Source organism: Rhizobium sp. ZPR4 (assembly GCF_040215725.1).
GTDB lineage: Bacteria > Pseudomonadota > Alphaproteobacteria > Rhizobiales > Rhizobiaceae > Rhizobium > Rhizobium rhizogenes_D.
Genome location: NZ_CP157968.1, coordinates 1,117,506 through 1,131,933, shown reverse-complemented (window position 1 = coordinate 1,131,933; position 14,428 = coordinate 1,117,506). Strand labels below are relative to the sequence as shown.

Annotated in this window: 13 protein-coding genes; 12 read left to right on the top strand and 1 reads right to left on the bottom strand. The window is 60.4% G+C overall.

Going from position 1 to position 14,428, the window contains the following annotated elements:
- The first annotated feature begins 2 nt into the window (after positions 1-2).
- Genes ABOK31_RS24835 through ABOK31_RS24815 form a run of 5 tightly spaced genes read left to right on the top strand, consistent with a single transcriptional unit; the run spans position 3 to position 6,040 of the window.
- The gene (locus tag ABOK31_RS24835; protein ID WP_349959330.1) at positions 3-1,382 is read left to right on the top strand and encodes an amidohydrolase; all 1,380 of its coding nucleotides are present in this window, start codon (positions 3-5) and stop codon (positions 1,380-1,382) included.
- 21 nt (positions 1,383-1,403) lie between these two features.
- Positions 1,404-2,504, top strand: coding sequence for a BMP family ABC transporter substrate-binding protein (locus ABOK31_RS24830; RefSeq protein ID WP_349959328.1), 1,101 nt, complete (start codon positions 1,404-1,406; stop codon positions 2,502-2,504).
- A gap of 7 nt (positions 2,505-2,511) precedes the next feature.
- Positions 2,512-4,035: an ABC transporter ATP-binding protein gene (locus ABOK31_RS24825; protein ID WP_174176250.1), complete on the top strand. Its 1,524-nt coding sequence runs from the start codon at positions 2,512-2,514 to the stop codon at positions 4,033-4,035.
- Complete coding sequence (locus ABOK31_RS24820) at positions 4,032-5,132, top strand: ABC transporter permease (RefSeq protein WP_349959327.1); 1,101 nt, start codon at positions 4,032-4,034, stop codon at positions 5,130-5,132. Before ABOK31_RS24825 ends, ABOK31_RS24820 begins: the two co-directional genes overlap by 4 nt.
- Entirely contained in the window at positions 5,129-6,040 is a 912-nt protein-coding gene (locus tag ABOK31_RS24815) for an ABC transporter permease (RefSeq protein WP_349959325.1), read from the top strand. The genes ABOK31_RS24820 and ABOK31_RS24815 overlap by 4 nt, the downstream gene beginning before the upstream one ends.
- Here the strand turns inward: ABOK31_RS24815 and ABOK31_RS24810 are convergent.
- Positions 6,037-6,192: a hypothetical protein gene (locus tag ABOK31_RS24810; RefSeq protein ID WP_349959324.1), complete on the bottom strand. Its 156-nt coding sequence runs from the start codon at positions 6,190-6,192 to the stop codon at positions 6,037-6,039. The genes ABOK31_RS24815 and ABOK31_RS24810 overlap by 4 nt on opposite strands.
- A gap of 56 nt (positions 6,193-6,248) precedes the next feature.
- On the opposite strand from ABOK31_RS24810, the gene ABOK31_RS24805 reads away from it, so the two are divergent.
- The 7 genes from ABOK31_RS24805 (at position 6,249) to ABOK31_RS24775 (ending at position 14,423) form a co-directional block, all read left to right on the top strand.
- Positions 6,249-7,895 carry an ABC transporter ATP-binding protein gene (locus ABOK31_RS24805; protein WP_349959322.1) on the top strand — a complete coding sequence of 549 codons (1,647 nt, stop codon included), beginning with the start codon at positions 6,249-6,251 and terminating at the stop codon, positions 7,893-7,895.
- A gap of 281 nt (positions 7,896-8,176) precedes the next feature.
- Positions 8,177-8,659: a MarR family transcriptional regulator gene (locus ABOK31_RS24800; protein WP_349959319.1), complete on the top strand. Its 483-nt coding sequence runs from the start codon at positions 8,177-8,179 to the stop codon at positions 8,657-8,659.
- A gap of 25 nt (positions 8,660-8,684) precedes the next feature.
- The gene (locus tag ABOK31_RS24795; protein ID WP_349959317.1) at positions 8,685-9,389 is read left to right on the top strand and encodes an SDR family NAD(P)-dependent oxidoreductase; all 705 of its coding nucleotides are present in this window, start codon (positions 8,685-8,687) and stop codon (positions 9,387-9,389) included.
- Positions 9,390-9,391: 2 nt separating this feature from the next.
- Positions 9,392-10,723 (top strand): FAD-binding oxidoreductase, encoded by a 1,332-nt coding sequence (locus tag ABOK31_RS24790; protein ID WP_349959314.1) that lies wholly within the window; start codon positions 9,392-9,394, stop codon positions 10,721-10,723.
- An 87-nt stretch (positions 10,724-10,810) separates the two neighbouring features.
- A complete protein-coding gene (locus ABOK31_RS24785) occupies positions 10,811-12,484 on the top strand; it encodes a peptide ABC transporter substrate-binding protein (RefSeq protein ID WP_349959311.1) in 1,674 nt (557 codons plus the stop codon).
- A gap of 78 nt (positions 12,485-12,562) precedes the next feature.
- Complete coding sequence (locus tag ABOK31_RS24780) at positions 12,563-13,513, top strand: ABC transporter permease (protein ID WP_092706687.1); 951 nt, start codon at positions 12,563-12,565, stop codon at positions 13,511-13,513.
- 10 nt (positions 13,514-13,523) lie between these two features.
- On the top strand, positions 13,524-14,423 hold the full coding sequence (locus ABOK31_RS24775) for an ABC transporter permease (RefSeq protein ID WP_174176234.1): 900 nt from the start codon (positions 13,524-13,526) through the stop codon (positions 14,421-14,423).
- The last annotated feature ends 5 nt before the right edge of the window (positions 14,424-14,428 follow it).

The following is a 14,428-nucleotide window of genomic DNA, read 5'->3' as shown; positions in this document are numbered from 1 at the left end:
GAATGACTGGTTATCTCCTGAAGAATTGTGCGGCCGTTATCATCAATGAAGGTAATGGGCTGAGCGTGCGCCGGAACGTGGATCTGCTCACCAAGGGTCCGGCAATCCAGGCGATCGGCGAGAACCTGTCGCTTAGCGCCTTACCCGAGGGCACCATCGTCCAGGACGCATCCGGCTGGTTCGTCTATCCGGGGCTCGTCAACACCCATCACCACTTCTTTCAGTGCTTCGTGCGCAACCGGGCCGAGCTCGACTGGACGAAGCTCTCCGTCATCGAATGGCTCGACCGGATCTATCCGATCTTCTCGCGACTGACGGAGGACTGCTTCTATCATTCTTCGGTCACCGCGATGGCCGAGATGATCAAGCATGGCTGCACGACCGCCTTCGATCATCAATATTGCTTTCCCCGCCATGCCGGAAAGCGTCTGATCGATCGCCAGTTCGAGGCGGCGGAATTGCTCGGAATGCGCTTTCATGCGGGGCGTGGCGGCAACACCCTGCCAAAATCCGAGGGTTCGACGATCCCGGACGCGATGCTCGAGACCACCGACGAATTCATCGCCGATTGCGCGCGCCTGATCGACAGCTATCACGATGCCGGTCCCTTCAGCATGCGCCAGGTGGTGGTCGCCCCCTGCCAGCCGGTCAATTGCTACCGCGAAACTTTCGTCGAGTCGGTCGCGCTGGCACGCGATCGTGGCGTGCAACTGCACACCCATGTTGGCGAAGGTGAAAGTCCGGTCATCGAGGCGCGGCATGGCATGCGCACGGTCGACTACTGCAGCGAATTGGGCTTTGCCGGCCCTGACACCTTCTATGCCCATTGCTGGGAACTGACGCATGACGAGCTCCGCAAAATGGCGGCAAGCGGCACCGGCGTCTCCCATTGCCCCGAGCCGGTCTATCTGGTCGGCGCCGAAGTCACCGACATCCCGGCGATGCAGGCCTTTGGCTTGCGCATCGGTCTTGGTTGCGATGGAGCCGCATCGAACGACAACTCGAACCTCATGCACTGCGTCCATTCCGCCTACATGCTGCAGTGCCTGACGGCTTCGACGCGCCAACACGCCGTTCCCGCCCCGCTCGACTTTCTGCAATATGCGACAAGCGGAGGCGCAAGCCTGCTCGGGCGCACGGATATCGGGCGTCTCGCCCCGGGCATGGCCGCCGACCTCTTTGCCATCGATACGCGGCGGATGGACTATGTCGGGACGCGGCACGACCCGCTGAGCCTGATCGCCAAGGTCGGGATCGGCATGCCCACCGATCTGACCATGATCAACGGACGCATCGTCTGGCAATCCGGTGAATTCACCGGACTGGATGAGGCCGCGCTGTTTGCTGCGGCCGAGGCGGCACTTGCAACAGTGGAATTCTGAAAAACCAAAAGGGGAACTGGGATGCAGAAGAATCTGACCCGTAGAACATTGATGAAGAGCGCGGCTATCGCAGGCCTCGCAACGGCCTTTACCGGCCGCTCCGCCTTTGCCGCGAACGAACCGCTCGGCATCACGCTCGTCGTGCCCTCGCCGATCGGCGATGTCGGCTGGGGACACGCGCTTGCGGCCGGCCTTGATCCGATCAAGGCCGGCTATGGCGACAAGGTCACGGTGACTGTGATCGAGAACATCGCCGAAGGCCCGGATGCGGACCGCATCATGAACAAGACCGTCGCCGACGGAAACCACTTCCTGATCGCCGGCTCGTTCGGCTATCAGAACGGCGCGCTGCAGATTGCCCGCCGCAACCCGAAGGTGACCGTCCTGCATGCCTCCGGCTTCCAGGTCGCACCGAATTTCTCGCCCTTTGCCGCCAAGTATTTTCAAGGGACCTATCTGCTTGGCATGGCGGCAGCCGCCGTTTCCAAGACGGGCAAGCTCGGTTCGGTCTCCGCCTTCGCCATTCCCGAACTGATCACGTCAATCAACGCCTTCACGCTCGGCGCGCAAGCCGTCAGGCCAGACATCGAGGTATCAGTCGTCTGGGTCAACTCCTGGTTCGATCCGGCCAAGGAGCAGGAGGCCGCCAAGGCTTTGATCTCGCAGGGCTGTGACGTGATCTTCTCGAACGCGCAGGATACGCCCTCGGTCATATCAGCCTGCGAGGCTGCCGGTGTCTACGCCTTCAATCTGAACTCCTCGATGAAGAAATATGCACCGAAGACCTATCTCGGCTGCATTTCCACCGACTGGTCGCCTTTCTTCAAGGCATCGGTCGATGCCCATCTCGCCGGCACCTTCAAAGGCGCCAACGCCTTCCTCGGTGTCGCGGACAAGGTCGTCGAAGTCGTCGACTGGAGCCCGGCGATCCCGGCAGACACCATGGCGAAGATCAAAGACGTCGAAGCGAAGATCGGAAGCGGCGGCTTCTCGCCGTTTACCGGCCCGATCATCAAGGCCGATGGCAGCGAGGGCGCGGCTTCGGGCGCGACACTGACGGATACGCAGATCGTCGCGATGGACTGGCATGTCAAAGGTGTGAAGACGCCTTTGCCGAAGTAATCAAATCATGACCATCCCGCTGCTGTCGCTGCGCGGCATCTCCAAAAGCTACGGCCAGGTCCATGCCAACCAGCATATCGATCTGGATGTAGCCCCGGGCTCGATCCATGCCATCCTCGGAGAAAACGGCGCCGGCAAATCGACGCTGATGAAGCTGATCTATGGCGTCGAACAACCAGACGACGGAACGATCGCCTGGCATGGGAAGCCGCTTAGCCTTGCCTCCCCCGCAGAGGCGAGGCGTACCGGCATCGGGATGGTCTTTCAGCATTTCTCCCTGTTCGAGAGCCTGACGGTTGTCGAAAATATCCGCCTGATCGTCTCCGGCCGCCAGGCCGAACTTGCGCGGCGCATCCGCACGCTGGGCGATGAATTTGGACTTGAAGTCGATCCGCTGGCCCATGTGCATGAACTGTCGGTCGGCGAGCGGCAGCGAGTTGAAATCATCCGATGCCTGATGACCGATCCGAAGCTGCTGATCCTCGACGAGCCGACATCGGTCCTGCCGCCGCAAGCCGTCGAGAAGCTGTTCGATACGCTGCGCCGGCTGCGCGACGGCGGCGTGTCGATCCTCTTCATCTCGCACAAGCTGGAGGAGATCCAGTCCCTGTGTGACCGTGCCACCATTCTGCGCGGCGGACGCGTGACCGGCCATGTGGATCCGCGCGAGCATGACGCCCATGACCTCGCCCGCATGATGATCGGCCGCGACATGCCGGAAGCAATACCCGCATTGCCTATGGTCGAGGGTGAAAAGCGTCTGGAGATCATTGGCCTCGATTACCGACCTGACGATCCCTTTGGCATGCCGCTCGCCACGATCAGCCTCAGCGTGCGCAGCGGCGAGATTGTCGGTATTGCTGGCATTTCTGGAAATGGGCAAAAAGAACTTGCCGCGCTGATTTCGGGGGAAACAACCCTGGCCCGCGACAAGCGCGACCAGATCTTCATGATGGGCCGAGATGTCGGCAACCTCGATGCCGCCAGTCGTCGAAAGCTTGGCTTTGCCTTTGTTCCGGAGGATCGGCTCGGGCATGGCGCGGTTCCCGAAATGTCGCTAACGCTCAATAGCCTGCTGACAGCCTATCCCTTGAAGCTCGTCAAGCATGGCCTCATCGACAGTGGGAAAGCAACCGACTTCGCAAACGAGTGCATCCGGGGTTATGACGTGCGCACGCGCGGTCCGGAGGCTGAAGCAGGCTCGCTTTCTGGGGGGAACCTGCAGAAGTTCATCGTCGGACGCGAAATCATGCTCGCCCCGAAACTGTTGTTTCTTGCACAACCGACCTGGGGCGTCGACGTCGGCGCGGCCTCCGCCATTCGCAAGCGGCTGATCGAGCTGCGCAATCAAGGCATGGCCATTCTCGTCATATCGGAGGAGCTCGAGGAATTGTTCGAGCTCAGCGACGTCATCCAGGTCCTTTACCACGGCACACTGAGCCCGCCGCTTGTCACCCGCGATACAAAACCTGAGGAAATCGGTCGATACATGATCGGTGCACAGCCCCAACGCGAAAAGGCATCCGCATGAGCAGCTCCTTTTCTGCAGTCCTCCCAACTATAGTCCGCCGCGAACGAGCCTCGTTCGCCGCAAAGCTGCTTGCACCGCCGATCGCCCTCACCATCACCATCGTACTCAATCTTGGCCTCTATATCGCGATGGGTCGCGATCCGGCAGCCGTGATCTATACCATGCTGATCGAACCATTCATCTCATGGGCCTCATTCTCGGAAGTCCTACTGAAGACTGGCCCCCTGCTTCTGATCGCACAGGGTCTCGCAATCGGCTTTCGCGCCAAGGTCTTCAACATCGGCGCTGAAGGCCAATTCATTCTCGGCGCAATCTTCGCCTCCGCCATACCCATCTGGATGCCACAGGCAACGGGCCAATGGATGTGGCCGGCGATGCTGCTGCTCGGCACTCTCGGCGGCGCTCTATGGGCGTCTCTCACTGCCTTCTGGCGCGTCAGGCTCAACGCCAATGAAATTCTCGTCTCATTGATGCTGAGTTTCGTTGCCGCGCAATTACTCAACTATCTTCTTCTCGGCCCATGGAAAGATCCGAACGGCTTCAATTTCCCGCAGTCGGTCATGTTTCAATACGACGCCATGGTACCGATCCTGTTTGAGGGGACCCGCGTCAATGTCTCGCTTCTCCTTGCTGCCGGTCTGTCGATTGCGGCATGGATCTTCATGCAGAAGAGCTTCGCCGGATATAAATTGCAGGTCGGCGGACTGGCGCCCCGGGCGGCGAGCTATGCCGGCTTCAAGGAGAGCTGGGCAATCTGGCTTTCGCTGATTATTGGCGGAGCGGCAGCCGGACTTGCGGGCGCCGCTGAGGTTGCCGGTCCGCTTGGCCAGCTACAGCGTTCGATCTCGACCGGATATGGATACGCGGCAATCATCGTTGCCTATCTTGGCGGCCTCAATCCAATCGGCATCGTCATCTCCGCGATCATCATGGCAGCACTCTACATCGGTGGCGATAACGCCATGGTCTCCGCCAATCTGCCAATTGCAGCCGTCCGCGTGTTCCAGGGCAGCCTGCTCCTCATCTATCTCATTGCCGTCGCCTTCGTGCGCTATCGCATCGTCTGGCGCCCTATACCAGCCCGGAGCGCATCATGAGCGCCGTCGAGTTCATTCTTGCCGGCATGCTGGCAGCCGCAACGCCGTTTCTGCTCGCAGCCTTGGGCGAACTTGTTGCTGAGCGCGCGGGCGTCTTGAACCTCGGCGTAGAAGGCTTGATGGCGGTTGGTGCCGTCATTGCGTTCATTGTCGTTTATCATGGTGGTGGCCATCTTCTTGCTTTTCTTGCGGCCGGTCTCGGAAGTGCGCTCCTCTCCATGATTTTTGCCGGTATCACACTGGGCTTCAATGCAAACCAGGTTGCAGCCGGTCTTGCCCTCGGCATTCTCGGCCAGGGCCTCTCGGCGCTGTTCGGCAAGAGTTATGAGAGCTTGACCGTCACCACCTTGCCAAAGATCGCAATTCCCGGGCTTTCGGAAATTCCAGTTGTCGGAGGCCTTTTCAGCCAGGATATCGTCGTCTGGATCTCGCTTGTCGCGACGATCGGCATATGGGCGATGTTTGCCTTCAGCAAGGTCGGTCTTGTCCTTCGCGCTGTCGGTGAAAATCCGAAAGCCGCGCATGCAATCGGCTATCCGATTGTCCCGATCCGGTTCGCGGCGGTTACGTTTGGTGGCGTGATGGCCGGCTTTGCAGGTGCGTATGCCTCGACGATCTATACGCCACTCTGGGCGGACGGCATGATTGCCGGGCGAGGCTGGATTGCCATTGCCCTCGTTGTCTTTGGGACCTGGCTGACATCCAGGATTTTCTTGGGCGCCTGCCTGTTCGGTGCGGTATCGCTGATGGGTCTCGCCGCGCAGGCCAGCGGGCTCGCAATTTCCTCGCAATTGCTTGCATGCCTGCCCTATCTCGTGACGATCATCGTCCTTGGCGTCATCTCCGTAGATCGCCGCCTCTTGAAGCTCAATGGCGTCGCCTCGCTCGGCGAACCGTTTGAACGCTAGCAAAGTGCATAGACGGAGATTTCCATATCCGCAGGCTGCTGCGGCTGACCATTTTTGAAATGCAGGTGGCGGGCAGCAAAAATCCGTCGATTAAGAATTTCCTTCGCTTGCCTTAAGGGCGGCAATACCGGCATTCTTCTTGCTTCTGACAATTCATGAGCTCTCCCTGAGAGGGCGTGTTCGCTGGTTCAGAACAAGGAGGCCTTCCATGACCCCGTCCGATGCTCAAAATATAGCCCCGCCCAGCGAGCCGGTACTGTCGGTACGTGACCTGACAGTCAGCCTCCCGAAGAACATGGAACGCGTGCATGCGGTTCAGGATATCTCCTTCAATCTGATGCCAGGTGAGATCCTTTGCATCATCGGTGAATCCGGCTCGGGGAAATCGGTGACCGCGAACGCGATCATGGGCCTGCTGCCATCCATCATAAAAGTAACGGCGGGCACGATCTGCTTCAAGGGCACGGATCTCGTGAGCGCCGACGACGCCACCCTCAGAAGCCTCAGGGGACGGGCCGTTTCGATCATTTTCCAGGACCCGCTCTCAGCACTCAATCCGCTGATGACGATCGGCGACCAGATCATCGAGGTTCTCGATGCTCATAAGATCGGCACGCCGGAAAGCCGGCGGCAGAAGGTGAAGGAGTTGCTCGGCGAAGTCGGCCTGCCCGATCCGGATCTTCTCCAGCATCAATATCCCTTCCGGCTATCGGGCGGGCAGCGGCAGCGCGTGATGATCGCCATGGCGCTGGCGCTCGATCCGGACGTGCTGATCGCCGACGAACCGACCACGGCATTGGACGTGACGACGCAGGCCCAGATCCTCGAATTGATCCGCAAGATACAGGCGCGCAAGAAGATGAGCGTCATGTTCATCACCCATGATTTCGGGGTGGTCGCCGAGATTGCCGACAGGGTGATCGTCATGGAAAAGGGTCACCTCGTCGAACAGGGACCGGCAGCGCAGGTGCTCAATGCGCCTGTTCATCCCTACACGCAGCGTCTCATCGCGGCCGTTCCCCGCATGACCACCGCCAACCGCGAAACCATTGCCGAGGCGCCCGTGGTGCTAGAGGTTGATAAGCTCAACAAGACCTATCGATCGGGAAGCGGCTTCCTGTCGAAATCGCGGACGGTGCAGGCGGTCAACGACGTCAGTTTCTCGATCCGCAAGGGACGCACATTGGGTGTGGTCGGTGAATCCGGCTCCGGCAAATCCTCGCTCGGCCGCGTCCTGCTGAAGCTTTTGAGCTCGGACAGCGGTCGGATTCTCTTCGATGGCCGCGATATCGCCCCGCTGTCAGACGATGAGTTCCGGCCATTGCGCCCCTATATCCAGATGATCTTTCAAGACCCATTCGCCTCGCTGAACCCGCGCCATACGATCGGCCGCATTCTCACCGTCGGACCGATGGCGCACGGCCTGCCGATGCACGAGGCCAAGACGAAGGCGCTGCGTCTTCTCAAGCGCGTCGGCCTCGACGAAGGCGCCTTCGACCGCTTTCCCCATGAATTCTCCGGCGGCCAGCGCCAGCGCATCGGCATCGCTCGTGCCTTGATGTTCGATCCCGTGCTGCTGGTGGCTGACGAAGCCGTTTCCGCTCTCGATGTCTCGATCCAGGCGCAAATCCTCAAGCTTCTTGCGGAAATCCAGCAGGATACCAAAGTGGCGATGATCTTCATTACCCACGATCTTCGCGTCGCCAGCCAGATCTGCGACGAGGTCGCCGTCATGTACAAGGGCGAGATCGTCGAATATGGTCCGCCTTCGCAGATCTTCCGCGCGCCGGCGCATACCTATACCCAAAGCCTGCTGGCCGCCATCCCCGGCAGCGACTGGGAAGCCGTCGGCTGAAACGGCCACCAAACGAAGCGCGGGCCGCGCCGGATGCGGCCGCTTCTGCCCAATTACCACCATTCGTGCACGTCCCAGTGGCGATTGATGCCTGAGAAACAGGCAGCCTTGCATGCTGATTAATTTTTATCTGATCGGGCGAAAAAATAGTTGCATTTATCCACTATCCGTCCTTTCATGGCATAAAGTTCCAGCGACGATCCGCCGCAGACGACCATGAACCTGCCTCCGCATGAAGGGTGGCGGAGCGGTGTTTTGTTGCCTTTCAAGGGTTCCGAGCCATGCCGCCGACCAAGGCCCCGCCAACTTCCGTGAAGGACATCGATATCGATGTCCTGGAGGATACGCTGAGCTTTTACATCCGCAGTATCAACCTCGCCGTTTCGCGTGATCTGGACGAAAAGCTGGAAGGCTTGGACGTGGCGCGCGGAACGGGAAAGATCACCACCCTGTTCCTGGTCGACGACAATCCGGGAATCCGGCCCTCCACCATTGCCCAACTCATCCTGAAAGACCGCTCCGCGACCGGCAGGCTGATCGAGCAGATGGAAGCGCATGATCTCCTTACGCGCGAGACATCGGCGGACGACAGCCGGGCCCAGGAACTCTACATCACGGACAAGGGTCACGAATTGGCGAAGCGCGTGCGTGCCATCGTCACCAAACAGTCACGCGAATTCTTTTCCGACATCACCGACGAAGAACACAGGCTGCTGATAGACATTCTGCGCAGAACCTACCGGCGCATCGTCGCACAATCGTGAGCCGGCGAACCATGGGAGAGCGGGCATGAGCATAAGTGAGGAACGGGTCGCAATGATATCCGGCGCCAGCCGGGGGATCGGCGCAGCACTCGCCGAGGAACTTGCCGGCAAAGGCTGGCTGCTTTCGCTCGGCATGCGCAAGCCGGTCATGCCCGCCTGGGCCGACCCCGCGCGCGTCGCCGTCCTTGCTTATGATGCCACGGACGCGGATGCTTCGGTATCATGGACCAAAGAGACGCTTCGCACTTTCGGCCGCATCGACGCTGTTGTCGCCAATGCCGGCATTGGCCTCGCGAAGACCGTGATCGAAGCCGATGATGCCGACCTCGACGATCTGCTCGAAGTGAACGTCAAGGCACCGCGAAGACTTGCAAAATCCGCGTGGAGTGCCCTTGCTTCAAGCGGTCACGGCCGGGTCATCATCGTCGCTTCGCTTTCGGGCAAGCGGGTGAAATCCGCGAACTCCGGCCTCTATGCCGTCTCCAAATTCGCGGCCGTCGCGCTGGCCCATGCCATACGCCACACCGGCTTTGATCTTGGCATCCGCGCCACCGCCATCTGCCCCGGCTTCGTCGCGACCGACATGGCGCGCGGCCTTACGAGCAAGCCCGATAGCGAGATGACAGATCCACGCGATCTCGCCCGCATCATTTCCATGCTGATCGACCTTCCGAACGAGGCAAGCGTCGCCGAATTCACCATCAATTGCCAGTTAGAGGAGTCTTTCTGACCATGCCCGGCCCCTATGTGGTCCCTGTTCACGGGGATGCGGAACTGCCCAAGGAAGTCGACGTCGTCGTCATCGGCGGTGGCATCATCGGCACCTCGACGACGCTGGAACTGGCCGAACGCGGTCTGCGGGTCGCGCTTTGCGAGAAGGGTGGCATCGGCCAGGAACAATCGAGCCGCAACTGGGGCTGGGTGCGCATTTCCAGGCGCGATCCGCGCGAAGTGCCCCTCATGGCCGAGGCCCTGCGCATTTGGAGCACGCTCGACAAGCGTACCGGCCGCGACACCGGCTACAAGCGCGCCGGCATCATCTTCACCTGCGCTGACGACAAGCAATATGCCGATCACGAGCGCTGGAACCGCAATCTGGAAGGCTACCAGCTGGAAAGCCGCATGATCAGCGGTGCCGAATTCAAGACCCTCTTTCCCGGTGCGCAGATGGACCTCAAGGGTGCGCTCTTTACCGCCGCCGACGGTCGCGCCGAGCCGCAGCGAGCCGCCCCCGCCATTGCCGAGGCCGCCCGCGACAAGGGAGCTTCCATTCTGACCGAATGCGCCGTGCGTGGCATCGAGACGGCCGGCGGCCGCATTTCCGGCGTGATCACCGAGCGAGGCCCGATCGCCTGCAAGGCCGTCGTACTTGCCGGCGGCGCCTGGTCCAGCCTGTTTGCCGGCATGTTCGGGCTCGATCTGCCGCAGTTGAAGGTGATGAATTCCGTGTTGCGCACCAAGCCTCTGGAAGGTGGCCCGGAGCAAGCCATCTGGGCGAGCGGCTTTGCCCTGCGCAAGCGCCAGGATGGCGGCTACACGATCGCTTCTGGCCACGAAAACATCGTGGACATCGTGCCGAGTTCCTTCCGCTACGCCGGCAAGTTCCTGCCGGCGCTGAAAAAGGAGTGGCGCTCGCTGAACTTCCGCGTCTCCGGCCGGTTCTTCGACGAAGCCCGCATTCCCAATCGCTGGGCAATGGACGAGGCAAGTCCCTTCGAATATTGCCGCGTCCTCGATCCCAAACCCTCCACCAAGCTTTCGAACGCGGCGCTCGCCAATCTCAAGAAAGCCTTTCCGGTTTTCGAGAAGGCCGAGATCGCCCAGTGCTGGGCAGGCTATATCGACGTGACGCCGGATGCCGTGCCGGTGATCGATGCGATCGACAGCATTCCCGGCTTCCATATCGCCACCGGTTTTTCCGGCCACGGCTTCGGCATAGGGCCGGCGGCCGGACGGCTGATGGCCGACGTCGTCACCGGCAAGCCACCGGTGGTCGACCGCAAGAATTTCCGTTTTTCCCGCTTCCACGACGGTTCGAAGATCGAACTCATCAGTGGTTTCTGACCTGTCCGAACCAAGAAGACAGTACAACAACGAGAGAAACGAAAGAGAAGAACAGCCGAAATCCTACCAACAAAAAGGGGAACGATCATGTCCGATGCAAATGACACCATCCTCCTGAAACCAACACGACGCCAGGCATTGACCATGATGGCGCTCGGTGCCTCCGGGCTGATCATGCCCAATATTCTCGGTCGCAGCGAAGCTTTCGCGGCACCGCCTGCCAAGCCGACCGGCCAGCTCGTCATCGGCTTTTCACAGGAACCGACCGTCTTCAATCCGCACCTGATACATATCGAAGTTGATGAAGGCATCCATTTCAGCGTCTTCGATCCGCTCTTTACCGTCACTCCTGACGGCAAATTTGCTCCCGCGCTTGCAACCGAAGTCCCAACCGTCGAAAACGGCGGCATCTCGGCCGATGGCCTTAACTGGAAGATCAAGCTGCGCGACGGCGTAAAGTGGCATGACGGCACGCCGTTCACCGCCGAGGACGTCAAGTTTACCCTGGAGCTGATGGTTGACCCGAACTTCCGCAGCTGGCGCAAGACGGGCCACGAGTTCGTACGCGACCTGACCGTTGTCTCGCCGACCGAAATCTCCTGGCGGATGGAGAAGGCGTTTGCGCCCTACCCGTCGATCCTTGCCGCCACCTTCATCGTGCCAAAGCATATCCTCGGCGCGGAGAAGGACAAGAACAACGCACCCTTCAACAATGCACCCATCGGCACCGGCCCGTTCAAATGGGTCGAGCGCATCGCCGGCGACCACATCACGCTCGCGGCCAATACCGACTACTTCGGCGAAGGCCCCTATCTCGAAACCCTGGTCTACAAATATATCCCCGACCTGACGGTTCTATATACCCAGTTCAAGACCGGCGACATCGACGTCGCTGGCCTGCAATGGATCACCCCGGATCACTATGACGAAGCCAAGGGACTGGATGGCAAGGTCGTCGCCGTCGTTCCGGCCGCAACCGTCGAATCCGTCGGTTTCAACATGGAGCGGCCGCAGTTCAAGGATCCTGCGGTGCGCGAGGCGCTCTACTACGCGATCGACAAGCAAACGATCATCGACGCACTCTATTACGGCCTGCCGGCGCCGACCGAAAGCTACATGCCGCAGCAGTCCTTCTATTACAATCCGGACCTGCCGAAGCAGGAATTCAGCACCGACAAGGCCAAGAAGCTCCTGGACGACGCCGGCTGGAAGCCCGGCGCCGATGGCATTCGCGTCAAGGATGGTGTCAGGCTTTCCTTCACCAACTCGACCACCGCAGGCAATCATATCCGCGAGCAGGTGCAGCAGTTCATGCAGCAGACCTTCAAGGATATCGGCGTGGAACTCACCATCTCCAACCTGCCGCCGGCGGTCATGTGGGGCGACTACTGGATGATGTCGAAGTTTGATTCCGTCATCGTCGGCATCAACTTCCTGACGGGCTCGGATCCCGACACCTCGGATTACTTCCGCTCGAGCGCGATCAGCGCCACGGGCGGCGCGGGCCAGAACACCTGGCAATACGCCAATCCGGAGGTCGACAAGCTCCTGACGGAAGGTGGCCAGATCTTCGTGCCGGAGGAACGCAAGAAGGTCTACCAGAAAATCCAGGAGATCATGCGCCACGATCTGCCGTTCCTGCCGCTTTTCCAGTATGCGACCGTGCGCGGCCATAAGGTGGGGGTCGAAAACGTCACTCCCAACATCAACGTGCGCATCGATAGCTGGAATGTGGGCACCTGGTATTGGGCCAAGGCATAGGCTGCTTGTTCCAGCCCTTCGGCCAAGGCGCCGAAGGGTTGGCCACTTCCCATTCCGCAACCATCGGAGACGAATGCTATGTTGCGCTATCTCCTGAGCCGCCTGTGGCAGAGCCTGGTGTTGCTGCTCCTCGTATCGATGATCGGCTTCGCCGTCCTTACCCTCGCTCCCGGCGGTCCGCTGTCGCAATATACGCTGACGCCAGGCATGACCAAGGAAGCGCTCGACAGGATCGCAGCCCAGATGGGCCTCGACCGACCGCTGCCGATCCAGTATCTCGACTGGCTGAGACATCTGCTGATGGGCGACTGGGGTCGCTCGTACCGTGACAACCAGCCGGTGCTGTCGATCATTTTCGGCCATCTCTTCGCCACGCTGCTGCTGATGGGCACATCGATGGTGATCTCGATCGCGGTCGGTACCTGGATCGGCATCAAGGGGGCAACCCGCCGCTATTCCATCTTTGATTATAGCGCCACCGTCGGCGCTATGGTGGCGCTATCGATACCGACCTTCTGGTTCGGTCTCGTCGCCATCTATATCTTCTCGCTGAAGCTGAAATGGCTGCCGGCCGGTAACATGTATACGGTCGGCAATGGCTCGCTCGGTGACTATGCGATCCATCTGATCATGCCGAGCCTCGTGCTTGCGCTTGTCAATATCGCAGTCTGGAGCCGCTACATGCGCACCGCCACGCTCGAGGTCATCAACCAGGATTTCGTGCGCACCGCCAAGGCCAAGGGCCTCTCGCCCCGGCGCGTCCTGATGCGCCATGTCGTCGGCAATGCGCTATTGCCGATGATCACGCTTGCCGGCCTGCAATTGCCGACCATTCTCGGCGGTGCTCTGGTGGCGGAGACCGTCTTCACCTGGCCGGGAATGGGGCGGCTTTTCCTCGATAGCCTCGGCTACAGCGACTACCCGGTCGTCATGGGCCTCCTGATGTTTTCGGCAATCTTCGTGCTGATTGGCAATCTGCTTGCGGATCTGCTCGTCGCCTTCGTCGATCCGCGCGTCCGGCTTGGTTAGGAGAAACGCCATGTCTTCCTCCTCCCCCGCAACCCTTTCGCAATCACTGTTCTCGCATTCGCGCTGGTGGCAAAACCGTACCTTGCGCCGTTTCGTCCGCCACAGGCTCGCACTCCTCGGCGTGGCCATGATCACGCTCATTGTCCTTGCCTGCCTGCTGGGGCCGTCGCTGCTTCCCTATGACGAGCTCTATATCGACCTGCGTGCCCGGTTCGCGCCGCCCTTTACGGCCGGCTACCATATTTTCGGCACCGACCCGCTCGGACGCGACGTTGCCGTGCGCCTGTTCATGGCGGGCCGGATTTCACTGCTCGTCGGTTTCTTCGCGATGGTGCTCAGCACCTTGATCGGCACGGTGATCGGCATCGTGGCCGGCTATTACGGCGGGCGTATCGGGATATTGCTGATGCGCTTCGTCGACGCCTTTCTGTCCTTTCCCAGCATATTCCTGCTATTGACGCTGGCCGCCTTCATCAAGCCGAGCCCCTTCATGATCACCGTCATAATAGCGGTGACAAGCTGGATGGAGACCGCTCGCATCGTCGAGGCGGAGGTGCGATCGCTGCGCGAACGCGATTTCGTGCTCGCCGCGCGCATGCTCGGCCTCTCCAACAGATGGATCATGTTTCGCGAACTGCTGCCAAACGCCGTCGGCCCGATCATCGTCGCCGCCACGCTGACGGTCGCCCGCGCCATCCTGCTTGAAGCCTATGTCAGCTTCCTCGGCTACGGCATCCAACCTCCCCTCCCGAGCTGGGGCAATATGCTGAACGGCGCGCAGCAATATCTCGCTAGCGCACCGTGGCTCGCCATTGTCCCCGGCGTCGCCATCACGCTCGCCGTCACCAGCTTCAACTTCATCGGCGACGGCCTGCGCGATGCGCTCGATGCCCGAAGCGATCTGCACTGAGGATG